Consider the following 22,477-nt stretch of genomic DNA (forward strand, 5'->3'; position numbering starts at 1 on the left):
AGTGATTGATCAACGATGCGACCATCGGCGGAGTCGGCGCTACAGTGACCGGATGGCACTGCGCAACGCCGTCATGGCCGCCCTGCTGGAGGGGCCGGCCTCCGGGTACGACCTGACGAAGATCTTCGACTCCTCGGTGGGCAACTTCTGGATGGCCACCCCCCAGCAGATCTACCGTGAGCTGGAGCGGATGCAGGGCGAGGACCTCATCGAGGCGACCGTGGTCCGCCAGGAGCGCAGACCCGACAAACGCGTCTTCGCCCTCACCGAACGCGGGCGCGAGGAGCTGCGGGCCTTCACCGCCCGCCCGCCGCGGCACCTCGCCGTACGCGACGAGCTCATGGTCCAGGTGCAGGCGGTGGACGCGGGCGACGCCGACGCGGTGCGCACCGCCGTCACCGAGCGCACCGCCTGGTCCAGCGCCCGCCTGGGCCACTACCTGCGTCTGCGCGAGCGCCTGTCGGAGGGGCGCACCGAGGAGGAGCACCTGGCCCGGTCCGAGCGGATCGGCCCCTACCTCACCCTGCTCCGCGGCATCGCCCTGGAGGAGGAGAACCTGCGCTGGTACCGGCGGGTGCTGGAGGTCCTGGAGCGCCGCGCGGCCCCGCGCTGACCAACGGCGAAGCCCGTCGTGTCCGTGCTATGACTGTGGGTCATGGCCTTTGTGAGCGGACGGATCCCGCCCCGGCGCCGATGGGAGCACGCGGCCCTCGCGGGCGAGGTGGTCCTGATCGGTGTGCTGTACTACCTCGTCCCCCTGGAGGGCACCGGACCGGCCTGGCAGCTGTGGCTGCGCTGGGCCGCGCTGAGCGTCGGGCTGTGCCTGATCGCCCTGTTGGTGGTCCGGGCGGCCCGGCTCCAGGCGCGCGAGGACCCGGCCGCCCTGCCCCTGCGCCCGCCGATCCTGCTCGCCGCCTGCGGGATCGCGCTCTTCGCCCTGGCCGACCACGGGGTGGCGCTGACCCGCCCCGGCGAGTTCACCGGGTTGGAGACCAGGACCGACGCCCTCTACTTCGCCCTCTCCACACTGGCCACCATCGGCTACGGCGACATCCACGCCCAGGGCCAGTGGGCGCGCGCACTGCTCATCGCCCAGATGCTCTTCAACGCCGGGGTCATCGCGGCCGCGGTGCGCCTGGTGGCCGTGCGTCTGCGGGCGCGGGAACTCCCGGGCGGCGACTGAGTCAGCGGTGGAGCCGCCTCGTCCAGTCGGCGGGCACCCGGCCCTCCGGCCCCGGGGACGGCTGGTCCGCGGGGTGCGAGGTGGGCGCCGCCAGCTCCGGGCCGTTGCCGGTCTCCCGGCTGCGGAAGTCGTAGAACCACACCTCGCCGGGCTCGTAGCTCTGGATGAACGGGTGCCCGGTCTCCTCGAAGTGGCGGGTGGCGTGCCGGGCCGGGGAGCTGTCGCAGCAGCCCACGTGCCCGCAGGCCGCGCAGCGGCGCAGGTGGAACCACCAGCCGTCGGCGTCCAGGCACTCCTGGCAGCCGGGGCCGCTGGGCGGGACGGAGGTGTCGATCTCGGATTCGCTCATGGGCCCACGGTAGACGCCGGGCGCCCGTTCCGGCAGGACGCGGGGCGCCGTGTCAGTCGCCGCGCTCGGAATGGCCCAGCCGCCGGCCGGGGGCGATCCGGTCGCGGACCAGCCGCTTGATGTCGGCGGCGTCGGTGAAGGCGGCGTCGCTGCTGCGCGACCACACCGCCTCGCCGTCGACCCGCACCTCGAACACCCCGCCGGTCCCCGGGACCAGCGCGACCTCCCCCAGTTCCGCCTCGAACGTGGTGAGCAGTTCCTGGGCCATCCACGTCGCGCGCGGCAGCCAGCGGCAGCGCGTGCAGTACTCGATCTCCAGGCGGGGCGTGTGTTCGGGCATGGGGCCAGTATGTCCGAACCGGTCGTGCGGTCCGCACCCCGGTCCCGTCACCGCGGGCCGACGCCGTCCATCAGGTTCGCGACCAGGGCGGTCGCGAACTCCTCGGTGACCGGCTCGTCGGGGATGAGCAGCCGGTGGTAGACCGCCCCCCACAGCTGGTCGATGAGCACCCGCACGTCCACGTCCTCGCGGATCTGGCCGACCTCCTGTGCCCGGCGCAGCCGCTCGGCGGCCAAGGCGCGGCGCTGGGCGGAGTAGAGCCTGCGATAGGCGGCGGACAGCTCGGCGTCGGTCTGCGCCTCGCCGATCAGCTGGGTCAGGACGCGGCCCCCGGGGGTGCGCGTCATGATGTGGACGAAGGACCGCAGCTGCGCGAGGAGGTCGGCGCGCACGTCCCCGGTGTCGGGGAAGTCCAGCGCCGGTTCGACGGCGTGGAAGTAGCCGTCCAGAGCCAGTGCCCCCTTGGAGGGCCACCACTTGTGCAGGGTGGTCTTGCTGGCCCCCGCCAGCCGGGCCACCCGCTCGAAGGTCAGGCCGCCCAGGCCCTCCGCCATCAGGAGTTCCCCGACGGTGCGCAGCACGTCCGCGCGGACCTCGTCCGCGGGGCGGCGGCCCCGGCCGCGGGTGCCGCGCCGGGTGACCTCGGCGGTCGGCTCGTTCGTCACACTTCCTCCTCGTTCGCCGGCGGCCGCCCCGCCCCGGGAGACCGGGGCGGGGCGGCACCGCACGACTCTATGCCGGGCTGATGCGCAGGCTCGCGATGCGGCCGCCGCGCGGGCGGGAGGTCATCGGCCCGGTGCCGTTGCAGCCGTCCCCGGTCACGGTGAGCACCACGACGTGGCTGTCGGGATCGGGCCCGGGACCGGCGGAGACGACCTCGAAGTGCGACCGCTTCCCGATGTGGTCGGTGCGGTCCCAGGAGCGCACCCCGTCGCGGCCGTGGAACTCCCGGCCCCGGTCGTTCAGGTGGGCGCCCTCGGTGAACGCGGCGGCGAAGGCCTCCGCGTCCCCGGCGTTGGTCGCCCCCACGAAGGCGCGGATCGGTGCGGGCAGGTCGGTGGGCACGGGCTCTCCCCTCTCAGGAACGGACGGTGAGCAGGTCTGCCCCGTGCTCCTTCGCGTACTCGGCGGCCTCCCGCACCCGGGGCGCGTTGCGTCCCGTGGTCTCGCGCATGCCCGCGTACACGGTGTGCCCGGGGCCGGCGGGTGCGCGGGCGGTGAGGGCCCCGAGACCGCTGGAGGCCCCGGCGACGATGACGCTCCTCACGTCCGGTCTTCTCTCTGGTGCGCGGGCGGCCTCAGGCCAGTCCGCCGTTGGTGTAGAGGGTCTGGCCGTTGACCCAGCGGGCCGGTCCGGCGAGGAAGGCCACCGACTCGGCGATGTCCTCGGGCCGCCCCAGCCGCTCCAGCGGCGCGGCCTTGGCGAGCGCGTCGATCTCCGCCTCCGACTTGCCCTCCAGGAACAGCGGGGTGGCGGTGGGGCCGGGGGCGACGGTGTTGACGGTGATGTCCCGGCCGCGCAGCTCGCGGGCGAGGATCAGGGTGATGCCCTCCACGGCGCGCTTGCTCGCGACGTAGGGGCCGTAGCCGGGGAACCGCAGGCGCGAGACGCTGGTGGAGACGTTGATGATCGCCCCGCCCGCGCGCACCCGCCGGGCCGCCTGCTGGGAGACCACGAAGGTGCCGCGGATGTTGGTGCGGTGCATCCGGTCCAGGGCGTCCAGGTCGAAGTCGGCGATCGGGCCCAGGACCATGATCCCGGCGGTGTTGACGACGACGTCGACGCCGCCGAAGGCCGCCTCGGTCTCGTCGAACGCGGTGGCCACGGCGTGTTCGTCGGCGACGTCGCCGGTGACGGCGATGGCGCGTCCGCCCGCCTCGGTGATCGCCGCGACGACGGCGTCGGCCCGCTCCCTGTTCCCGGCGTAGTGGACGGCGACGGCGATCCCGTCGGCGGCGAGCCGCTCGGCGACGGCGCGGCCGATGCCGCCCGAGCCGCCGGTGACGAGGGCGGCGCGGTCGGTACCCGTGGTGCTCATGTCCTTCATCCCCTTGGCCCATTAATATGAACGGTCAGTCCATATAACCTCGAAATGAACTTCAAGTCCATATCTTGCGGAGTGGCGTGCGTCACGCGGATGTCGGACTCGCGACCGGGTCGGGCGGAGGGCGTGCGGACCGGGCCCGCGTACGGCGGCGGCCCCCTGTTGGACTTCTCCCGGTCCGGGCTCCTAACGTCGTGACCGCCGGATCGAAAGGAAACCCGTGAAGACCCTCACCCTGCCCGGGACGGACATCACCGCCCCCAACGTCGTGCTCGGCCTCATGCGCATCGCGGACAAGAGCGACGACGAGATCCGCACCCTCGTGCACACCGCCCGGGACGCGGGCATCGACTTCGTCGACCACGCCGACATCTACGGCCGCACCCTGCACGAGTGCGAGCGCCGCTTCGCCGAGGCGATGCGCCTCACCCCGGCCGAACGCGACGCCGTCACCGTCCAGACCAAGGTCGGCATCGTCCCGGAGGGGCCGTACTTCGACTACTCCCACGAGCACATCGTCGAATCCGCCGAGGGTTCGCTGCGCGCCCTGGACACCGACCGCATCGACATCCTGCTGCTGCACCGGCCCGACGCCCTGGTCGAGCCCGAGGAGGTCGCCCGGGCGTTCGACGAGCTGGAGGCCGCCGGGAAGGTCCGCGCCTTCGGGGTCTCCAACCACACACCCCGCCAGATCGACCTGCTGCGCCGGTACGTGCGCCAGCCCATCGTGGTGAACCAGCTCCAGCTGTCGATCACCCACGCCCCGATCATCGCCCAGGGGGTGGCCGCCAACATGCTCGGGGAACCGCAGTCGGCCACCCTGGACGGCGGCGGCGTCCTGGACCACGCCCGGCTGCACGACATCACCGTCCAGGCGTGGTCGCCGTTCCAGGCCGGGTTCTTCAACGGGGTCTTCCTCGGCTCACCCGAGTACCCGGAGCTGAACGCCGTCATCGACCGGCTCGCCGGGAAGTACGGGGTGCCGCCGATCGCCGTCGCCACCGCCTGGATCACCCGCCACCCCGCCCGCATGCAGGTCGTGCTGGGCACCACCACCCCCGACCGGGTGACCGGGGCGGCCCAGGGCTCGGACCTGCCCCTGACCCGCCCGGAGTGGTACGAGCTGTTCCGCGCCGCGGGCCACCGCGTCCCCTGACCGGTGCGCGCCCCGCCGGGCGTCCGAGGTGATGGCCGGACGCCGCCGCACCCGCCGCCGGGCGCTCGCACTCCTCCGGGGCATCGACGCCTTCGCCGTCGCCGCCGTGACCCCGCCCCACGAGGCCGCGGCCGACGGGCACCGCACCGAGCCGAAGGAGCGTCGGGCCGTGCCGCGCGGGCGGTCGCAGGCGGCCCGGGGGACCCCGGCCGGTGAGCACGAGAGGGCGGCGTCCGACCGGACGCCGCCCCCCTCGGAACGGCCGTTCAGCGGTACTGTTCCACCGGTTCCGGCACGGACAGGGGGGTCCGCGCCGGCCCCGTCCGCCGGGTGCGCAGCCACACCACCACCGTGGCGGCGACGAGCATCGCGCAGGGCACGAGCATGATCGCCGATCCGACGCCGGCCGACCGGTCGAAGCCTGCGGCGAGGTCGGTGCGCGTGATGAGGGTGATCAGGAACGCGAGCGTGTTGTTCACCGCGTGGACGACGATCGCGACCTCCAGCCCGCCGGTGCGCCAGGTGATGAGGGCCAGCGTCGCACCGAACGTGAGGTAGTAGAGGTTGAGCCACGGGTCGGCGGCGAAGTGGGCCGTCGCGAACAGCAGGCTCGAAACGACGACGCCGAGGAGCAGCGCCGTGCGCGGCCCGCGGCCCCAGCTCGCGGCGATCCGGAAGGCGAGCCCGCGGAAGCCGTACTCCTCACCGGCCGACTGTAGCGGTGCCAGCAGGAGCACGGTGACGAACATGACGATCAGGTCGGTGAACGACCACGCCGCCTCCGGGTAGGGCGAGAGGGCGGACAGGACGGCCATGTAGACGACCCAGACGGGGCCGACGATCAGCAGGGTCCGGCCGAACAGCTCCAGGCGGAAGCACGACAGGACGGAGTGCAGCGTGGCGGCCCTCACCCCGTAGAGCCACCGCTGGACGAGCATGCTCCACGGGATGAGCAGGGCGAGCCCCAGCAGGTTCGCGGCGTTGAGCAGCGGGGTGAACTCGATGCCGCCCGACATCGGGTCGATCCTGCCGGTCAGGGCGTCGATGAGGACGGCGAGAAAGGAGAGAACGGTGCTGAACAGGAACATTCCGCCCATCAGCAGCGCGAGCGCGAGGACCCCCCGGCCGATGCGGCGCTTCTCCCCGGCCAGGACGCGGTGGTACTCCACGCCCGGCGGGGCCGACCGCGGCCCGCGCCGGTGCGGCTCCGGCGCGGCGGGCGGCGCCGCCGGAAGGGCGGTGCCGGGGGAGGCGGTCGGCGGTGCTTCGGTCATCGGTGCGCCGGTCGCCGGGACGGGCGGCACGGGGTGGGGGCGGTCGTCGCGGTTCATGTCTCGAACTTAACGAGGGGCCGGTCCTCACGGCAGAGTCGGCCATCACGGGTTTCTCCTGCGATTCGCACACCGAGGCGATGACGAATGTCATGGTCCGCACCCGGGGTCAGTGGTAGTCGAGGGCCCGGTCCCAGTCCTCGTCGGCGCCGAACAGGTTCCGCGGCTTGACGAATCCGTTCGAATCGCGCAGGACCGCGTCCGGTACCAGGCTTCCCGGCATCGCGGTGCGAACACGGCAGGACACCCCCGACTCCGCGCGCAGCGCGGCCGACAACGCGGCACGGGCCGGCGGGGCGGCCCGCTCGCCGGGGTCCTCGGCCCGTCGCCCGCCCTGGCCGCCGTGATGCTGCTGTCCCTGACGTCGGGGCCGCTCGCTTCGGCGCTGCCCCGCATCGGTCGAAGCGAGGGCTGGGCGACCTCCCCTCTCCGGGTGCGCACGTCATTCCCGACACCAGGCCGACCGCTCCCTCCACGCTGAGCGCCTGGGAGCCCTCGCCGGCCGGGATCGACGAGCGCCGGCACGCGTTGTACGCCGACGTCGTCCGCCTGTCGCCCGAACTGGAGTTCCGCCCCGTGCTCGCCGTGTCCGAAGCGGGGGCGGACCTCTTCGACCCCATGACGGTGGCGGCGGTGGACACGGCCGCCCGGCGCACCGAGGGGTGCGTGCTGCGGCACGCCGACGGATGGTGGGCGCCGGCCACCGGCGACGCCGTGCGGGTGTACAAGGTCTACGACCGTGAACTGCGGAGACCGGGGGAGCTCGACGCCCCCTACGTCTCCGGAGGACCGCACCCCCAGGTGCTCCCCGTCTCCTCCGAGCCCGGTGCCGACCGGGTCATGGTGACCTTCGGCGACGACCAGTACGCCCAGGACGTCCTGGGCTACGGCACCGAGGGGCGTGTCCTGGTCATGCGCGCTCCTGGAGTTCGCTGATCCGCTCCTGGAGCCTGGTGTTGACCCGTCGGTTGAACTCCAGGAGCAGGTCCCGCTCCTCCTTGGTGTGATCCCCGATGACGTCGGTGTACGCGCGGCCCAGCGAGTCGAAGGTCTCGGTCAGCCGCGAGTACGCACCGTCGCGGATGAGCTCGACGATGACCTTCCGGCGGTCGCGCTCATCGCGACGGCGCCGGACGAACCCCGCACGCTCCAGGCGGTCGACGACCGCGGTGATGGCCCCGCCGCGGGACAGCCCCGTGTGCTCGGCCAGCTCGCCGGGGGTCATCGGGCCGTTCTTGTCCAGGGCTCCGAGACAGGTGACGTCGGTGATGTTGATGCCGGCGTGCGCGGCGAGGGCCGAGTGGAACCGGACGGCCAGCGACGCTCCCATCCGGAGTTCCTCATAGAGGTCCCGGATGTCGTCCTGGGGCGTTGACACTGCGCTCATCCCCCTCTAGTTTCTCTGAAATAGAGAGACACTTTCTTGGTGAGTCTCTTTATGCGTTCTTTTTTGATCCTATCTTCCCGCACCGGAGACCACCATGACGGAAGTCCACGCACCGCCCCGGGACCGCAGCCGCAAGAAGTGGATCGTCCTGGGCGTGGTCCTCCTCGCACTGTTCATGGACCTCGCGGACGCGACGATCGTCAACATCGTCCTACCCCGGATGCAGAGCAGCCTCGGTGCCGAGTACGCGGCGGCGCAGTGGGTCCTGGCGGGCTACTCCCTGACCTTCGCCCTCGCTCTCATCACCGGCGGTCGGCTGGGCGACATCCTCGGCCGCAAGCGGATGTTCGTCATCGGCATGGCCGGGTTCACCCTGGCCTCGGTGATGTGCGGCGCGGCGCCCAACGCCGAGGTGCTGATCGCCGGACGCCTCGTCCAGGGCGGCACCGCCGCCCTGATGGTGCCCCAGGTGATGTCGATCATCGTCGTGCTCTTCGACCACGCCGACCGGGCCAAGGCCTTCGTCTTCTACGGCATCACGCTCAGCCTGGCCAACGTCAGCGGCCCGCTCCTGGGGGCGGTCCTCACCGAGGCGGACCTCTTCGGCCTGGGGTGGCGGACCATCTTCTACGTCAACGTCCCGCTCGGCGTGCTCGCGATCATCCTCGCCCTGTGGCTCATGCCGGAGAGCAAGGCGACCGACCCGCTGCGCCCCGACCCGGTCGGCATCGTCCTCATCGGCCTGGCGATGTTCGCACTCATGTTCCCGCTCATCCAGGGACGTGAACGCGGCTGGGACACCTGGACGATCGTCCTGCTCGTCGCCTCCGTCCCGCTCCTGTTCCTGTTCGCCGCGCACCAGCGGCACCGGGACCGCACCACCGGCTCCGCCCTCGTGCCGCCGTCGCTCTTCGCCCACCGCTCGTTCACGGCCGGGGCCGTCGTCATGTTCGTGCTCTTCTCGGGCCTGGCCTCGCTGTTCCTCGTCCTGACCTACGACCTCCAGCTCGGCCAGGGCTGGTCGCCCATGCTCACCGCGGTGGCCGTGGTCAGCTGGCCCATCGGCATCACCCTGATGTCCGGGGTCGCCCAGCGCTACGCCACCACCCACGGACGCCGGGTCATCGGTATCGGCCTGGCGGTCATGCTCGCCGGCGCCCTCGCCCTGATCGGGGTCCTGTCCGCGATCGGCCCCGAGGCGACCTGGTGGCAGGTCGCCCTCCCGGTGCTCGTCACCGGTCTGGGCATGGGCATGTGCGTCCCCATCCTCGCCGGCGTGGTCCTGGCCGACGTCACCGAGGACAGCGCCGGGGCGGGCTCGGGTGTGGCCAACGCCGTCATGCAGTTGGGCACGGCCGTGGGCGTGGCCGTGGTCGGCGTGCTCTTCTTCCGGCTCGTCGGCGAACCCGCGGTAGCCGACCGCGAGCAGGCCTTCTCCGACGCCGCCGCGACCACCCTCCGGTACAACGCGGGGGCCTTCCTGGTCGCCCTGGCCCTGGTACCCCTGCTGCCGCGGGCGGCCCAGCCGGAGCCGGGGGCCACTCCCGCACAGAAGTCCGTCGCCGAATCCCAGGCCGACCGCCCCTGACCGCCGCCCCGCCCCGGGGCGGAACGAAGTCACGCGAAGACGTGCTGTTCGGACCGGGTGGAGGGGACCGACTTCCGGGTACTCCGGGCCGACCCGGCCTGAGGGCGGATCCGGCGGAGGGCGTGCGTCGGAGCGCTTCGGAGGGGACGCTTCGGGACGCCCGCCGGATGACAACGAAGGACGGCCCGGTCCGCGCGTCACCGCGCGGACCGGGCCGTCCTTCGACCGTGGGCGATACAGGATTCGAACCTGTGACCTCTACCGTGTCAAGGTAGCGCTCTAACCAACTGAGCTAACCGCCCTCATGGGAAATGAGGAGCATGGAGGCGGAGACGGGAATCGAACCCGTGTGCAGGGATTTGCAGTCCCTTGCCTCAACCACTCGGCCACTCCGCCAGGGAACGACATGGGGGAATCGCCTTGTGGACACCCATGCGGGCCTCTCCGAGCGGACGACGGGATTCGAACCCGCGACCCTCACCTTGGCAAGGTGATGCTCTACCAGCTGAGCCACGTCCGCGTGTGCTCCGGGAGTCGGGCCCCGGAGCCGATCCCACCCCGCCGCCTCGCGGCGGCGGAGTCGAATCGTTGGAGCGGACGACGGGATTCGAACCCGCGACCCTCACCTTGGCAAGGTGATGCTCTACCAGCTGAGCCACGTCCGCGCGGCGAGTTCCGCGGGCCTCCCGGTCGTGCCGGTCCGCCCCGCTCGCTGCGTTAAGAACTCTAGCGGATTCCGGGCCGAGCGCGAAATCGGCGGTCCGGGGCGCGCCCGGCCCCCCTGCCGGGGCAGGGCCGGCGGGCGCCCCGCCGCGGCGGCGGAGGTCACTTCTCGACGTGTGCCGGAGTGGAGGGCATGTCGGGTCGGGGCGGTGCGGAGAGGTATTGGCCGACCCTCTCGATCACCTTGTTCATCTCGTAGGCGATCAGGCCCACGTCGCTGTCGGAGTCCGACATCAGGGCCATGCACGCCCCCTCACCCGCTGCGGCGACGAAGAGGAAGGCACGGTCCATCTCGATGATGCTCTGGCGGATGTTCCCCGCGGAGAACTGCTTGCTGGCCCCTCCGGCGAGGCTGTGCAGACCCGAGGCGATCGCCGACAGGTGTTCGGCGGCCGGTCGGTCCAGGCTGCTGGAGGTCGCCATGAGGAGTCCGTCGGTGGACAGAACGATGGCGTGCTGCGTTCCGGAGGCCCGGGTGAGGAGGTCGTCCAGCAGCCAGCTGAGTTCTCCGCGGGCGGTGCTCGGTGGGGTCATGTCTCTCTTTGCTCTGTCGGGTTCGGAGCGGTCAGGGGACCTGCGGGGCCCGTGCGCTGCGGGGCGGCCGTCAGAGGGGGAGAGCACGACCGGGCACCGCCGGGTCCCGCATAAGCGTTGCCCAGATGATAGCCATTCGTAACTTATCTTTTCGGCCCTCCGCGTGTCAGGGGACCGGGCCGCCTTTTTGCGGGATGCGCCTGACCAGTCACGATGGGATGATGAGCGGACCTGGAGAACCGGACCACGGCCGGTGCCGGTCACGACCCTTGCCAAGCCCGCCGGGCTGCCGGTACGCGCCCGGGCGGCGCCGCCGCCCCTGAGGTGGGAGGATCGTGCCGCGGCCCGGGTCGAGCCGGGCACCCGAGAAGCGTGGGGGTTGGGACAATGAGGGTGTGGATCGCCGGGGCCGGTTACGGCCAGGGCACCGTCGTCGACGCGGCCGAGGCGCGGATCCCGGTGGCCGACCACGGCATCACCGTGGGCGACGGTGTCTTCGAGACCGTCCGGGCGCGGCAGGGCCGCCCGTTCGCGCTCACCCGCCACCTGCGCCGCCTGGCGCGCTCCGCGGAGGGGCTGGGCATGGAGACGCCCGACCTGGAGCTGATCGCCGCGGGTGTGGAGCAGGCGGTGGCCGCCAACCCCGAACTCCCCGACGCCCGGGTGCGCATCACCGTGACGGACGGCGCCGGCCCGCTGGGCTCGGACCGGTCCCCCGGTGAGCAGACCATGATCGTGGCGCTGGGTCCCTTCCCGCCGATCCCCCCGCACACGAACGTCGCCGTGGCGCCCTGGCCGCGCAACGAGTTCGGCGCCTTGGCGGGGCTCAAGACCACCTCCTACGCCGACAACGTGCGAGCCCTGGCCTACGCCAAGGCCAGGGGGGCGAGCGAGGCGATCTTCCGCAACATCGCGGGGAACCTGTGCGAGGGCACCGGCAGCAACATCTTCGTGGTGCTGGACGGCCGCCTGGTCACCCCGCCGCTGTCCGCGGGCCCGCTGGCGGGCATCACCCGCGAGCTCGTCCTGGAGTGGTACCGGGGCGAGGAGGAGGACGTGCCGATGGAGCGCCTGCCGGAGATCAGTGAGGCGTTCCTGACCTCCACCGGCCGCGACGTGCAGCCGATCCTCAACATCGACGACCTGGAGGTGTCGCAGGTCCCCGGTCCGGTCACCCTGGAGGCGATGAAGGTGTTCGCCGAGCGCTCCGCGGACGACCTGGACCCGTGACGGTCCCGCCGCGCACACGGGAAGGGGACGGCGCCCGGCGCCGTCCCCTTCCCGTTGGACTGTGCGGTGCCATGGGACCCCGCGGCCCGCGGGCCGCCAGGACTCAGGAGGCCAGGTGCTGCTGGATCTCCTCGTCGAGGTCCACGAACTGGGCCTCCTGCCCGGCCGGGACGATCTCGTAGGTCCGGTGGAGGAACTCGGCCAGCGGCGACACCTGGGTGTCGAACTCGGCCTGGCCGAAGGGGGAGGAGAGCGAGATGCAGACGTTGCGCTCGCCGTGCTCGTCCTTGGAGGGCCACACGCGGACGTCGCCCTCGCCGACCGGGCGGACGATGCCGACGGTCAGGAGCTCACGGGCGAAGATCCACTCGACGGGGTCCTCCTCGCCGGTGTGGAAGGCCACACGGATCGCGTACGGGTCTTCCGCGCTGTAGTCGAGCCGTGCGACCAGGGGAACCGCGGTGCGCTCGGGAACCACGAGCCGAAGGCCCAGCTCGGCGGTGGCAGTGGTGTCGCTACTGTTCATGTTCGCCAAACCTTTTCTCATCCGGCCCTCGCCTGCGGCGGTGCGGGTCGGTGCCGTCTCACTCGCTCCAACGGGGTCGCTCGTGGACTATGACGCGAGTACGGGGACTTTCTTCGATCGGATCGGAGGTCTCGCCGCCCGCCCAGCGGGCACGGCACGCCGCTCGGCGGCTCCGCGATCCTTCGTCACTGTAATGACCAGGAGAAACCAAAGATTTCCCAATGTCGGGTGGCCCGCGTCACGGAGGCTGCGCTATGAGGGGCCGTGTCGGGTGCCCACCGGGCCGGGAACTCCTTCTGACTGTGGGGATGCACGCCCGACGGGTGACTCTGCCATGAACCCGACGGTAGCGTAATGTGACCTCGGTCACATGGGGTACCGGAGGGCCGGATTCAAAGTGGAGCGAACACCCTCCGGGATGCGCTAGAGTTTTCCTTGTCCGAACGACAGGGCGGACACCGAAACGGCGGGTCACCGCGGTTCTCGGGCGATTAGCTCAGTTGGTTAGAGCGCATCGTTCACACCGATGAGGTCACAGGTTCGAGTCCTGTATCGCCCACTTCACTCTGGGACGACCCTGCTCGCGCGTCGGACGCGCGAGCAGGGTCGTTTCGTTGTTCCTGCCGGGGGGAGACCCCCCGAACCCCCCGAGGTGACCCCCTGTGGTCGGGGTCGTGGGCGGCGGAGCCGTCGGTGGTGGGTGTTCCCGCGTCATGACGGGGTCGGGTCTGGGCCACGTCCCCGGGAGTGGCGCGACTTTCGCTCGGGTGTGTTCTTACAGGTCATCGCGATGGTTGGCCGACTCGGGTCGGCCACCGCGTACCGGCGGCCCGCTGACCGGGATGGAAAAGCCGCCGGAGGCGGCGGCGCACCGATCCGCCCGGCGCCGCTGACGCACATCCGTGGGAACAGGGCCGGAAAAGTCACACCGCCCGGCGGGACACCATCCGGGCCCGCGTGTCGGGTTCCGGGTGACCGGCTGTGGTCGGGGTCGCGGGCCGGGCCCGCCGAGCGAACCGTCAGGGATGGCGGACCGGGTCTTGGCCGGGACATGAACCTTCCGGTTCCCGCGGGCCCTTCGGCTCAGCGGCCGGGCGCGGTCATCCGGTGGGCCTTTTGCGCCGCAGCTCCCGGCGGGCGCGGTAGCGCCTCATCGCCTCGGCGCGCATCCGCAGACCCAACCGCTCCGCCCGGCGGAACCAGATCCGGGCCGGGCGCACCAGTCGCCGCGCCCACGAGAACTCGGTGCTGAGGACCACCAGGCCGAGGATGACCGCCGCGACGCCGGGTCCGGGGGCCACCATCATCACCAGGCCGGCGAGGATGATCACGGTGCCCGCCGTGCCCACGAGGATGCGCCAGGGCAGGTGGAGCACCGGGTGGGTGTGCATGCGCCTGCGGAAGAGGCGGAGCCGCGCCCTGGTGCGCCGCCACACGCGGGCGCGGCGGTTGCTGCGGGACGTGCTGGGGGATGTCTCCGGGGTCGATGGTCCGTTCGGTGGGCTCGGTGACATGCGCTCACGGTATTCGGTCGAAGCGAGTGGGTGCATTCGGGTCGACTGGGGGCGGTGGTCGGATGTCTGCTGATTGTCACCGATCCAGGGAAGGGGATCAATGGTCCTCGGCGAACCTGTGGACGGCGCGCTGAAAACCTGACAATTCATGACAGATTCGTCTTGTGCGCGGGTACCTCGCCGAGGTGGCCTGCACGACCGTCCCGGCTCGGGCCTCCCGTTACGGACCCTCGGATGCGGTGGCATCCGAGTCCGAATCATGCGATCTCCCAGAGGAACGATCGTGTCCGCGCGTCGGTTCCCGACACTTCCCATTCGCTCGGAGAGGCCTCCGGACCCATCTGCGCATACGTCGTATACCAAGAGGTGGAACGCCGTTCCCGGCCTGTGCTCCGTGCGGGGCGGTCGCCGCCCGGAGCCGATAGCATCGTTCGCAGACGCGGCGCCGCCCGCAACGGACGCGGCGCCCGGCGTCACCACCTGTTCGCGTCTTATGAGGAGTCACCGTGTCCGCCGCGCCCGAGCTGCACATCACCATCGCCGGAACACCGCGTGTGGTGGCGGCCACCACTACGGCGGGGCAGGCGCTGGAGGCGGACGGCCGGACCGTCATCGCCGCACTGGTCAACGGCGAGCCGCGGGACCTGTTCCGCGAGCTGCACGAGGGCGACGCCGTCGAGCCGATCACCGTCGACTCCGAGGAGGGGCGGGCGATCCTGCGCCACTCCACCGCGCACATCCTCGCCCAGGCCGTCCAGGAGCTGTTCCCCGAGGCCAAGCTGGGCATCGGCCCGCCCGTCGAGAACGGCTTCTACTACGACTTCGACGTCGCCGAGCCCTTCACCCCCGCCGATCTCAAGAGCATCGAGAAGAAGATGCAGCAGATCATCAAGCAGGGGCAGCGCTTCGACCGCCGGGTCGTCACGGACGAGGACGCCCGAGCCGAGCTGGCCACCGAGCCCTACAAGCTGGAGCTGATCGGCCTCAAGGGCGGTGCCGCCGAGGCCGCCGAGGGCGCCTCCGCCGAGGTCGGCGCCGGCGAGCTGACCATCTACGACAACATCGACCCGCGCAGCGGCGAGCAGTGCTGGAAGGACCTGTGCCGGGGCCCGCACCTGCCCACCACCCGGGTCGTCCCGGCGTTCAAGCTGATGCGCACCGCCGCCGCCTACTGGCGCGGCAAGGAGACCAACCCGCAGCTACAGCGCATCTACGGCACCGCCTGGGAGAGCAAGGACGCCCTCAAGGCGTACCTGACCTTCCTGGAGGAGGCCGAGAAGCGCGACCACCGCAAGCTCGGCGCCGAGCTGGACCTGTTCTCCATCCCGGACGAGATCGGCTCGGGCCTGGCGGTCTTCCACCCCCGCGGCGGCATCATCCGCCGGGTCATGGAGGACTACTCCCGCCGGCGCCACGAGGAGAGCGGCTACCAGTTCGTCTACACCCCGCACGCCACCAAGGGCGCCCTGTTCGAGAAGTCGGGGCACCTGGACTGGTACGCGGACGGAATGTACCCCCCCATGCAGCTCGACGGCGGCCAGGACTACTACCTCAAGCCGATGAACTGCCCGATGCACAACCTGATCTTCGACGCGCGCGGGCGCTCCTACCGGGAGCTGCCGCTGCGCCTGTTCGAGTTCGGCACCGTGTACCGGTACGAGAAGTCCGGCGTGGTGCACGGCCTCACCCGGGCCCGCGGCTTCACCCAGGACGACGCGCACATCTACTGCACCAAGGAGCAGATGGCGGACGAGCTCGACTCGCTGCTGACCTTCGTGCTGGACCTGCTGCGCGACTACGGGCTCAACGACTTCTACCTGGAGCTGTCCACCAAGGACCCGGAGAAGTCCATCGGCTCCGACGAGGTCTGGGCGGAGGCCACCGAGACCCTGCGCCAGGCCGCCCAGAAGCAGGGGCTGGAACTGGTCATGGACCCGGGCGGCGCCGCCTTCTACGGTCCCAAGATCTCCGTCCAGGCCAAGGACGCCATCGGCCGCACCTGGCAGATGTCGACCATTCAGGTGGACTTCAACCTGCCCGAGCGGTTCGACCTGGAGTACACCGCCGCCGACGGCTCCCGTCAGCGCCCGGTGATGATCCACCGCGCCCTGTTCGGCTCCATCGAGCGGTTCTTCGCCGTCCTGCTGGAGCACTACGCGGGCGCCTTCCCGGCCTGGCTGGCCCCGGTGCAGGCGGTCGGCATCCCGATCGCCGACGAGCACGTGCCGTACCTGGAGGAGATCGCCGCCCGGCTGCGCGCCCAGGGCATCCGCGTGGAGGTCGACGCCGGGGACGACCGCATGCAGAAGAAGATCCGCAACGCCCAGAAGCAGAAGGTGCCCTTCATGCTGCTGGCGGGCGACGAGGACATCAGCAAGGGCGCGGTCTCCTTCCGCTACCGCGACGGCTCCCAGAACAACGGGGTGCCGGTGGACGAGGCGGTCGCCGAGATCGTCGCGGCCGTTCGCGAGCGCCGCTGACCCGCGCCGAGTGAAGAGCGCCCGCCCGGTCCACCGGGCGGGCGCTCGTGCGTTGCGGGTGACGTCAGGCGTCGTCGCGGAACAGGTCCGCGCGGGAGATCCGCGCGGTCGAGTTCGGGTCGGGTGCCTGGGCGGCCTCGTCGTCGCGGAACAGGTCCGCACGCGAGATCCGGGCCGTCGAGTTCGGGTCGGGGGCCTCGTCGTCGCGGAAGAGGTCGGCGCGGGAGATCCGGGCCGTCGAGTTCGGGTCGGGGGCCTCGTCGTCGCGGAACAGGTCCGCGCGCGAGATGCGCGCCGTCGAGTTGGGGTCGCTCAAGACGGATGTCACTCCTTGCTGCGTTGGGGCAAGCCGGATTCTAGCGCTCCTCCGGTGTCACGAGCGGTGTCCGACCGGGTCAGGAGCCGGTGGTGTGCGTCCCCCAGGCCTGCGCGGGGACGCGGTCGATGAGATCGATGAGGTAGTCGGCGGCGGTGAGCGCCCGGTCCGGGTCCAGCCGCATGACGGCCCAGGTGAGCACGTGCTCCCCGGTGAAGCGGACGGGGAAGGAGCGCGAGCGGGGGTCGGAGAGCAGCCACTGCGTTGTCTCCCGGTCCAGGGCGGCGCGGGCGAATCCGTCGCCGCCCGACACCTGGAAGGCCCGTGCGAAGTCGGTCGTGGCGTCGGCCGCCGCGTCGTCGCGGCGGCGGATCTCCAGGTCGGTGTCGGTGCCGGGGGTGCGCACGGCCACCACCCGGTAGGTGTGCGGGGCCTCGTCCGAGCCGCGGGCGGTCGGGCGGGGGGTGTGCTCGAAGAAGGTGACCTGGTGCCCGCCGTGCCGTCCGTCCAGGACGTGGCGAAAGCGCGGGGAGCGTCCGCCCAGGGGGCGGGGGAGGGCGGCGTCGCCCAACGGTGCGGGGTGGTGTTCCGCGTAGTTCCATCCCTGTGCGCGCGCCCAACTGCGGAGTTCGACGACACGTTCCTTGCGAAAGTGCGCGGAGACCGCGACCGCGCCGGCCGTCATCACGACGACGACCAGGGCGAGGACGGGCAGGGCGCCTTCCATCCGGTGACTCCTCCGGCCGGGGATACGGGCGGCCGTGGACCCGTGGCGGGGCCGCTGTGCGGGCGGACCGGGTCTGCCGGGTCCGGAACGCAGGGGACCCTCACTGGCCGTACAGAGTCCATTCTGTGCTGATTGTGGAGACTTGTCACCCCTGGCGGCCGCAGCAGGGAGGACGGAGGCCGGTCCCGGCCACGGGCGCCGCCCGCGCTCGGGCGGGCGGGCGGCGCCCGTGCGGCGGGGGCCCGGGTCAGAGCGCCGGGGCGTCGGCCCTCGGGCGCGCGGGCCGGCCGGCCCCGGTGGGAAGGGTGTCCCGGACGCGGGACAGGTCCGGGTCGCGGGCCAGGATGCGCCCGTGCAGCCGCTGGAGTTCCGGGCCCGGGTCCACGCCCAGTTCGTCGACCAGGTGCTCGCGCACGGCCCGGTAGGCGGCGAGCGCCTCGGCGCAGCGGCCGTCCCGGTACAGGGCCGTCATCTGTAGGCCCCACAGCCGCTCGTGCATCGGATGCGCGCCGATCACCGGGCGCAGGCGGGTGAGGACCTCCGTGTGCCGTCCCTGGGAGAGGTGGATGTCCATGAGGTGTTCGAAGCAGGTGAGCCGCTGCTCGTCCAGGAGGGTGGAGGTGAGCGCCATGCCCCCGTCCAGCGGCGCGTCCTGGAGGACGTCGCCGCGCCACAGGCCGAGCGCCTCCTCCAGGAGCCGTGCGGCCTCGGCGGGCCGCCCGTTCCCGCAGGCGCGCAGGCCCCGGCGCAGCAGTGCCTTGAAGGAGAGGGAGTCCGATTCGTGCTCCTGGACCCGGATGAGGTAGCCGTCGCCGCCCGTCTCGATCCGGTCGATCCTGCGGCGGAGCTGGGAGATGTAGGTCTTGAGGTTGCCCCTGGCGGAGGACGGGGGGCGTTCCCCCCACAGGGCGGTGATCAGCTGATCGCGGGGGACGGCGGTGTTGGCCCGGATGAGGAGGGCGGCCAGCAGTTGCCGGTGCTTTTTCCGGTTGACGGGCATCGCCCGCCCGGAATCATCGGCGATTTCGAGTGGTCCGAGCAGTCTGAAATCCATGGCTTCTCTGATCGTCCTTAACCTGGCCACTGCGATGAATCAAGGTTTGACCGGAGTGCCGTTTTATCTTATGCCGTGGATCTATTCGATCCCGCGCCAGGCATTGTCCGGTGGCGAGCACACGGTAACACAGTGTGAAGATACCTAACCGTGATTGGCCGGTCCCGGCCGATCGGTACCCGGTTCCTTTCGCGTTCGTGCTGCTCGCGGGGGTGCGACGCGGTTTTCCGGCGCGATGAATCGCGAGTGAACCGCCTGTGTACCGGTCGCTGGTTGGCTGTTCAACGCCGAACAGGCACTTACCGAGAAAGGACCTCACCATGCTCACCAAGATCACGTCGATCAGCGACCGCATGCTCCAGTCCGTTGTTCCGCAGGTGCGCGCCGAGGCCGCTGCGTGCGGTCCGTGGCGGGACTCGCACTGCAACCGCTGCGGCCTCTTCTGGACCAACAAGGTCCAGTACCAGAAGCGCACCTGCTCCAGCGAGACCCAGGTCCGCGAGCTTGACTGCGGCACCTGCTAGCAGACCGTCTCATATGAGTCGGACGGGGGCGGGGTCGCGACCCCGCCCCCGCGGAATTCGAATCCGAACGAGAGGTGCCTCGTGTTCTTCATGGCCATTGCAGTGGCCCTGGTCGGTGCGCTGGGAATGCTCAATCTGCTGCTGTCGATCGGTGTCGTCCGCAGGCTGCGTCAGCACACCGAGCTCCTGGGCGACCGGGTGTCGGCCGACGGCGACGTCGCCGCCTCCGCGGTGTCCGTCGGCACCCGGATCGGCGCCGTCCGGGCCCGTTCCACCCTCGGTGCGGATCTGGTGTTCGAGGAGGACGCCGAACCGCTCCTGGTCGCGGTCCTCTCCCCGGACTGCTCGCCCTGCCGCGAGCGCCTCCCCCTGGTCCTGGAGCACGTCGACCGGAATCCGCAGGCGCGCGTCCTGGCCGTGGTCATCGAGGAGGGCGGCCTGGAGGCGGAGATGGTCGGACTCCTGGAACCGGTCGTACCGGTGGTGGTCGAACCCTGGGGCGGTGCGCTGCCCCGCCTCTTCGAGGTCGAGGGCACCCCCTCCTTCGTCACGGTGACCCACGGGGTCGTGACGGCGACCAGTGTGTTCGCACCCCGGACCGGCGGCGCCGCACTCGGATCGGTGACCGGCTGAACCATGGACACCACGGAGAAGTCCCGTTCCAACGGATGGCACGAGGTCGTCACCGGACTGGTCCCCGCGCTGCGGCTCGTGTGGCGGGCGGGCCCCGGGTGGGCGATCGCCCTGGTGGCCCTGGCCGTCACCGCGGGCGCCACCCCCGTCGCCACCGCCTGGCTCATGCGCACGGTGCTCAACGACCTGGCCGTCGGAGCCGCCCTGGCGACCGTGCTCTCGCTGGCGGCCGCGCTCGCCGCCCTGGGGCTCGTGACCGCGGCGACCACGGCGTTCCAGGTGTACGCGGAGGACGAACTGGGGCGCAGGGTCGGCCTGCACGCGGACGACCGCCTGTTCCGCGCCGTCAACCGGCTCCCGGGCCTGAGCCGGTTCGAGGACCCGGCCTTCCTCGACCGGTTGCGGCTGGCCGCCGACAACGGGGGACAGACCCCGGCCCAGGTGCTCCAGGCCGTCCTGGGCCTGGTGGGCGGACTCGTGACGATCCTCGGCTTCGTCGGCTCGCTGCTGGCGATCCACCCGCTGCTGGCCGCGGTCGTGCTGCTCGGAACGCTGCCCGCGCTGTGGGGACAGCTGGAGCTGTCGCGCCGGCGCGCCGCCATGATCTGGCGCCTCGGCCCGGTCGAGCGCCGGGAGCTCTTCTACCGCGACCTGATGTCGAGTGCGGAGGCGGCCAAGGAGATCCGCCTCTTCGGCCTGGGCGACATGCTCCGCGAGCGCATGCTCGTCGAGCGCCGCACCGCCAACGCCGAGAACCGGCGGATGGACCGGCGCGACATGTTCGTCCAGGTCGCCGCCGGACTCCTCGCGGCCCTCATCTCCGGCGGGGGGCTCGTGTGGGTGATCCTCCAGGCCGGGCGGGGCATGGGGACCGTGGGCGACGTGGCGCTGTACATCTCCGCCGTCGGCGCCGTGCAGCAGGGCATGGCCGGGATGATCTCCCTGCTCGCCCAGGCCCACCAGCGCCTGCTGCTGTTCACCCACTACCGCGAGGTCCTCGCGATCCGGCCGGACCTGCCCGCCGCGTCGGGGCGGGTCGGGCCGCTGACCGGCCGGATCGAGCTGCGCGACGTGTGGTTCCGCTACACCCCCGACCACCCCTGGGTGCTGCGCGGGGTCGACCTGGACGTCCCCGCCGGGACGGCCCTGGGCCTGGTCGGGCTCAACGGGTCGGGCAAGAGCACCCTCGTCAAGCTGCTGTGCCGGTTCTACGACCCCGACCGCGGATCCATCACCTGGGACGGCACCGACCTGCGCGAAGTGGACCCCGCGGTCCTGCGCGAGCGGGTCGGAGCCGTGTTCCAGGACTACATGACCTACGACATGACCGCCGCCGAGAACATCGGACTGGGCGACCTGTCCCGTTTCGAGGACCGCCCGGCCATCGAGTCGGCGGCCCGCCGGGCGGGCGTCCACGACGCGGTCGCGGCCCTGCCGCGCGGCTACGACACGCTCATCACCCGGATCTTCTTCCAGGGCGAGGAGAACGCGCAGGGCGTCGACCTGTCCGGCGGCCAACAGCAGCGCGTGGCCATCGCCCGCGCCCTGCTGCGGCCCGACCGCGACCTGCTGATCCTGGACGAGCCCAGCGCCGGCCTGGACGCGGAGGCGGAGTACGAACTGCACACCCGCCTCCGGGAGCACCGCCGGGGCCGCACGAGCCTGCTGGTCTCCCACCGGCTCGGCGCGCTGCGCGACGCGGACCGGATCGTGGTGCTCGACGGCGGCCGGATCACCGAGTCCGGGACGCACGGGGAGCTGATGGCCGAGAACGGGGTGTACGCCCGGCTGTTCTCGATGCAGGCGCAGGGCTACCGGGAGGAAGAGGAGGCGCCGTGCTGACCGTGGCGGCGTCGGCGGGCGCGCTCGTCCTGGGCGGCGCGGCCGCGGCCCTGGGCGCCCTGCTGTGGATCCGGTACCGGGTCTTCGTGCTGGAGGTCTCCGGCGAGAGCATGCTGCCGACGCTGCGCCAGGGGGACCGGATGCTCGCCGAGCGCAGGAGGCGGGGCACGGTGATCGCACCGGGGCGGATCGTGGTCCTGGTCGACCCGCAGACGCCGGTGCTCCGGGACGAACGCAACCGGCGCCGCCGCAACTACCTGGTCAAACGGGTGGTCGCGGTGGCCGGGGACCCGCTGCCCGAGGGGGTGCCCGGCCACCGGGGGACCGTACCGGAGGGGTGCCTGGTGGTCTTGGGCGACAACCCCGAAGGCAGCGTCGACTCGCGGGGGTTCGGCCCGGTGCCGGTCGGCCGGGTCGTCGGGACCGTGCTGCGCCGCATGGAGGGGTGAGGACGATGCCGGTGGACTACCTGGGGGCCGCGGCCGCGGCCCTGCTCGTGACGGTCTTCGCCGTCTCGGCGTTCGGCAAGGCCCGCGACCTCGCGGGTTTCGCCGCGTCGTTGGAACCGCTGCGGCCGGTGCCGCCCCGCCTGCGGGTACCCGCGGCGCGGGCGGTCGCCGCCGCCGAGGCCGGGGTGGTCGCGGCCTTCGCCGGGTACGCGCTGGGGGTCCCCGGCGCGGGGCCGTTCGCCTTCACCGGGGCGTTCGCCCTGCTGTGCGTGTTCACGGCGGTGATCCTGGCCTCCCTCCGCAGCGGTTCGTCGGCGCGCTGCCACTGCTTCGGGCGGACCGGCGCCGTGTACGCGCCGCGCCACGCGGTGCGCAACGCCCTGCTCGGCACGGCCGCCCTGATCGGCGCGTTCGCCTCCGCGTCCCCGTCGGCGCCGGAGCCGGCCGGCGTGTTCCTGGCCGCGGCGACGGGTGTGGTCGTCGGCGTCCTCGTCATCGCCATGGACGACGTCGCGGAGCTGTTCGCCTGAGCGGCCCGGGCGTGGC

Annotated in this window: 27 protein-coding genes and 5 tRNA genes; 13 read left to right on the forward strand and 19 right to left on the reverse strand. The window is 71.8% G+C overall.

Annotation, left to right across the window (positions count from 1 at the left end; all coding sequences use genetic code 11):
- Window positions 1-52: 52 nt before the first annotated feature.
- Window positions 53-613 carry a PadR family transcriptional regulator gene (locus tag QJS33_RS05420; RefSeq protein WP_306366740.1) on the forward strand — a complete coding sequence of 187 codons (561 nt, stop codon included), beginning with the start codon at window positions 53-55 and terminating at the stop codon, window positions 611-613.
- Between the two features lie 42 nt (window positions 614-655).
- On the forward strand, window positions 656-1,183 hold the full coding sequence (locus QJS33_RS05425) for a potassium channel family protein (protein WP_306366741.1): 528 nt from the start codon (window positions 656-658) through the stop codon (window positions 1,181-1,183).
- Between the two features lies 1 nt (window position 1,184).
- On the opposite strand, the gene QJS33_RS05430 is transcribed toward QJS33_RS05425, so the two are convergent.
- From QJS33_RS05430 to QJS33_RS05455, 6 genes are all read right to left on the reverse strand, one after another.
- The gene (locus QJS33_RS05430; RefSeq protein ID WP_306366742.1) at window positions 1,185-1,532 is read right to left on the reverse strand and encodes a UBP-type zinc finger domain-containing protein; all 348 of its coding nucleotides are present in this window, start codon (window positions 1,530-1,532) and stop codon (window positions 1,185-1,187) included.
- Between the two features lie 52 nt (window positions 1,533-1,584).
- Window positions 1,585-1,872 (reverse strand): SelT/SelW/SelH family protein, encoded by a 288-nt coding sequence (locus QJS33_RS05435; RefSeq protein WP_306366743.1) that lies wholly within the window; start codon window positions 1,870-1,872, stop codon window positions 1,585-1,587.
- Window positions 1,873-1,919: 47 nt separating this feature from the next.
- Entirely contained in the window at window positions 1,920-2,537 is a 618-nt protein-coding gene (locus QJS33_RS05440) for a TetR/AcrR family transcriptional regulator (RefSeq protein WP_306366744.1), read from the reverse strand.
- A 67-nt stretch (window positions 2,538-2,604) separates the two neighbouring features.
- Window positions 2,605-2,937, reverse strand: a complete 333-nt coding sequence (locus QJS33_RS05445) for a nuclear transport factor 2 family protein (protein ID WP_306366745.1) — start codon at window positions 2,935-2,937, stop codon at window positions 2,605-2,607.
- 13 nt (window positions 2,938-2,950) lie between these two features.
- A complete protein-coding gene (locus QJS33_RS05450) occupies window positions 2,951-3,139 on the reverse strand; it encodes a hypothetical protein (protein ID WP_306366746.1) in 189 nt (62 codons plus the stop codon).
- Between the two features lie 31 nt (window positions 3,140-3,170).
- Window positions 3,171-3,911 (reverse strand): SDR family oxidoreductase, encoded by a 741-nt coding sequence (locus tag QJS33_RS05455; RefSeq protein WP_306366747.1) that lies wholly within the window; start codon window positions 3,909-3,911, stop codon window positions 3,171-3,173.
- A 226-nt stretch (window positions 3,912-4,137) separates the two neighbouring features.
- Here QJS33_RS05455 and QJS33_RS05460 point away from each other — a divergent pair, with 226 nt between their 5' ends.
- Window positions 4,138-5,073 carry an aldo/keto reductase family oxidoreductase gene (locus QJS33_RS05460; RefSeq protein WP_306366748.1) on the forward strand — a complete coding sequence of 312 codons (936 nt, stop codon included), beginning with the start codon at window positions 4,138-4,140 and terminating at the stop codon, window positions 5,071-5,073.
- Window positions 5,074-5,339: 266 nt separating this feature from the next.
- On the opposite strand, the gene QJS33_RS05465 is transcribed toward QJS33_RS05460, so the two are convergent.
- Both QJS33_RS05465 and QJS33_RS05470 read right to left on the reverse strand, forming a co-directional pair.
- Window positions 5,340-6,404, reverse strand: a complete 1,065-nt coding sequence (locus tag QJS33_RS05465; RefSeq protein ID WP_306366749.1) for a CPBP family intramembrane glutamic endopeptidase — start codon at window positions 6,402-6,404, stop codon at window positions 5,340-5,342.
- 109 nt (window positions 6,405-6,513) lie between these two features.
- A complete protein-coding gene (locus QJS33_RS05470) occupies window positions 6,514-6,651 on the reverse strand; it encodes a hypothetical protein (RefSeq protein WP_306366750.1) in 138 nt (45 codons plus the stop codon).
- A 281-nt stretch (window positions 6,652-6,932) separates the two neighbouring features.
- Here QJS33_RS05470 and QJS33_RS05475 point away from each other — a divergent pair, with 281 nt between their 5' ends.
- Entirely contained in the window at window positions 6,933-7,340 is a 408-nt protein-coding gene (locus QJS33_RS05475) for a hypothetical protein (protein ID WP_306366751.1), read from the forward strand.
- Here QJS33_RS05475 and QJS33_RS05480 read toward each other — a convergent pair.
- Window positions 7,315-7,791: a MarR family winged helix-turn-helix transcriptional regulator gene (locus QJS33_RS05480; protein WP_306366752.1), complete on the reverse strand. Its 477-nt coding sequence runs from the start codon at window positions 7,789-7,791 to the stop codon at window positions 7,315-7,317. The two genes, QJS33_RS05475 and QJS33_RS05480, sit on opposite strands and share 26 nt — an antisense overlap.
- Window positions 7,792-7,885: 94 nt before the next feature.
- Between QJS33_RS05480 and QJS33_RS05485 the strand changes: the two genes are divergently transcribed.
- On the forward strand, window positions 7,886-9,379 hold the full coding sequence (locus tag QJS33_RS05485) for an MFS transporter (RefSeq protein WP_306366753.1): 1,494 nt from the start codon (window positions 7,886-7,888) through the stop codon (window positions 9,377-9,379).
- Between the two features lie 228 nt (window positions 9,380-9,607).
- Here QJS33_RS05485 and QJS33_RS05490 read toward each other — a convergent pair.
- The 5 genes from QJS33_RS05490 to QJS33_RS05510 all read right to left on the reverse strand — a co-directional run bounded on the left by QJS33_RS05490 (window position 9,608) and on the right by QJS33_RS05510 (window position 10,636).
- Window positions 9,608-9,681, reverse strand: a tRNA-Val gene (locus tag QJS33_RS05490).
- Window positions 9,682-9,700: 19 nt separating this feature from the next.
- Window positions 9,701-9,775, reverse strand: a tRNA-Cys gene (locus QJS33_RS05495).
- Window positions 9,776-9,826: 51 nt separating this feature from the next.
- Window positions 9,827-9,899 (reverse strand) — tRNA-Gly (locus QJS33_RS05500).
- Between the two features lie 69 nt (window positions 9,900-9,968).
- A tRNA-Gly gene (locus QJS33_RS05505) sits at window positions 9,969-10,044 on the reverse strand.
- A gap of 160 nt (window positions 10,045-10,204) precedes the next feature.
- Entirely contained in the window at window positions 10,205-10,636 is a 432-nt protein-coding gene (locus tag QJS33_RS05510) for a roadblock/LC7 domain-containing protein (protein WP_306366754.1), read from the reverse strand.
- Window positions 10,637-11,023: 387 nt separating this feature from the next.
- Between QJS33_RS05510 and QJS33_RS05515 the strand changes: the two genes are divergently transcribed.
- Window positions 11,024-11,866, forward strand: coding sequence for an aminotransferase class IV (locus QJS33_RS05515; protein WP_306366755.1), 843 nt, complete (start codon window positions 11,024-11,026; stop codon window positions 11,864-11,866).
- Window positions 11,867-11,969: 103 nt separating this feature from the next.
- Here the strand turns inward: QJS33_RS05515 and QJS33_RS05520 are convergent, their stop codons facing one another.
- Complete coding sequence (locus QJS33_RS05520; protein WP_306366756.1) at window positions 11,970-12,392, reverse strand: SsgA family sporulation/cell division regulator; 423 nt, start codon at window positions 12,390-12,392, stop codon at window positions 11,970-11,972.
- A 485-nt stretch (window positions 12,393-12,877) separates the two neighbouring features.
- Between QJS33_RS05520 and QJS33_RS05525 the strand changes: the two genes are divergently transcribed.
- A tRNA-Val gene (locus QJS33_RS05525) sits at window positions 12,878-12,951 on the forward strand.
- A gap of 541 nt (window positions 12,952-13,492) precedes the next feature.
- Here QJS33_RS05525 and QJS33_RS05530 read toward each other — a convergent pair.
- On the reverse strand, window positions 13,493-13,783 hold the full coding sequence (locus QJS33_RS05530; RefSeq protein ID WP_306366757.1) for a PGPGW domain-containing protein: 291 nt from the start codon (window positions 13,781-13,783) through the stop codon (window positions 13,493-13,495).
- Window positions 13,784-14,412: 629 nt separating this feature from the next.
- On the opposite strand from QJS33_RS05530, the gene thrS reads away from it, so the two are divergent.
- Window positions 14,413-16,386, forward strand: coding sequence for a threonine--tRNA ligase (gene thrS, locus QJS33_RS05535; protein WP_306366758.1), 1,974 nt, complete (start codon window positions 14,413-14,415; stop codon window positions 16,384-16,386).
- A gap of 64 nt (window positions 16,387-16,450) precedes the next feature.
- Here thrS and QJS33_RS05540 read toward each other — a convergent pair whose 3' ends face one another.
- The 3 genes from QJS33_RS05540 to QJS33_RS05550 form a co-directional block, all read right to left on the reverse strand.
- On the reverse strand, window positions 16,451-16,702 hold the full coding sequence (locus tag QJS33_RS05540; RefSeq protein ID WP_306366835.1) for a hypothetical protein: 252 nt from the start codon (window positions 16,700-16,702) through the stop codon (window positions 16,451-16,453).
- A 79-nt stretch (window positions 16,703-16,781) separates the two neighbouring features.
- The gene (locus tag QJS33_RS05545) at window positions 16,782-17,429 is read right to left on the reverse strand and encodes a hypothetical protein (RefSeq protein ID WP_306366759.1); all 648 of its coding nucleotides are present in this window, start codon (window positions 17,427-17,429) and stop codon (window positions 16,782-16,784) included.
- Window positions 17,430-17,676: 247 nt separating this feature from the next.
- Window positions 17,677-18,483, reverse strand: coding sequence for an AfsR/SARP family transcriptional regulator (locus QJS33_RS05550; RefSeq protein WP_306366760.1), 807 nt, complete (start codon window positions 18,481-18,483; stop codon window positions 17,677-17,679).
- Window positions 18,484-18,803: 320 nt separating this feature from the next.
- Here QJS33_RS05550 and QJS33_RS05555 point away from each other — a divergent pair, with 320 nt between their 5' ends.
- The 5 genes from QJS33_RS05555 to QJS33_RS05575 all read left to right on the forward strand — a co-directional run bounded on the left by QJS33_RS05555 (window position 18,804) and on the right by QJS33_RS05575 (window position 22,461).
- Window positions 18,804-19,007 (forward strand): hypothetical protein, encoded by a 204-nt coding sequence (locus QJS33_RS05555; protein ID WP_306366761.1) that lies wholly within the window; start codon window positions 18,804-18,806, stop codon window positions 19,005-19,007.
- A gap of 90 nt (window positions 19,008-19,097) precedes the next feature.
- Window positions 19,098-19,640 (forward strand): hypothetical protein, encoded by a 543-nt coding sequence (locus QJS33_RS05560; RefSeq protein WP_306366762.1) that lies wholly within the window; start codon window positions 19,098-19,100, stop codon window positions 19,638-19,640.
- A 3-nt stretch (window positions 19,641-19,643) separates the two neighbouring features.
- Window positions 19,644-21,482, forward strand: coding sequence for an ABC transporter ATP-binding protein (locus tag QJS33_RS05565; protein WP_306366763.1), 1,839 nt, complete (start codon window positions 19,644-19,646; stop codon window positions 21,480-21,482).
- The gene (locus tag QJS33_RS05570) at window positions 21,476-21,931 is read left to right on the forward strand and encodes a S26 family signal peptidase (RefSeq protein WP_306366764.1); all 456 of its coding nucleotides are present in this window, start codon (window positions 21,476-21,478) and stop codon (window positions 21,929-21,931) included. Before QJS33_RS05565 ends, QJS33_RS05570 begins: the two co-directional genes overlap by 7 nt.
- Window positions 21,932-21,936: 5 nt before the next feature.
- The gene (locus QJS33_RS05575) at window positions 21,937-22,461 is read left to right on the forward strand and encodes a MauE/DoxX family redox-associated membrane protein (protein ID WP_306366765.1); all 525 of its coding nucleotides are present in this window, start codon (window positions 21,937-21,939) and stop codon (window positions 22,459-22,461) included.
- The last annotated feature ends 16 nt before the right edge of the window (window positions 22,462-22,477 follow it).

It is taken from the genome of Nocardiopsis sp. CC223A, from assembly GCF_030766825.1.
GTDB lineage: Bacteria > Actinomycetota > Actinomycetes > Streptosporangiales > Streptosporangiaceae > Nocardiopsis.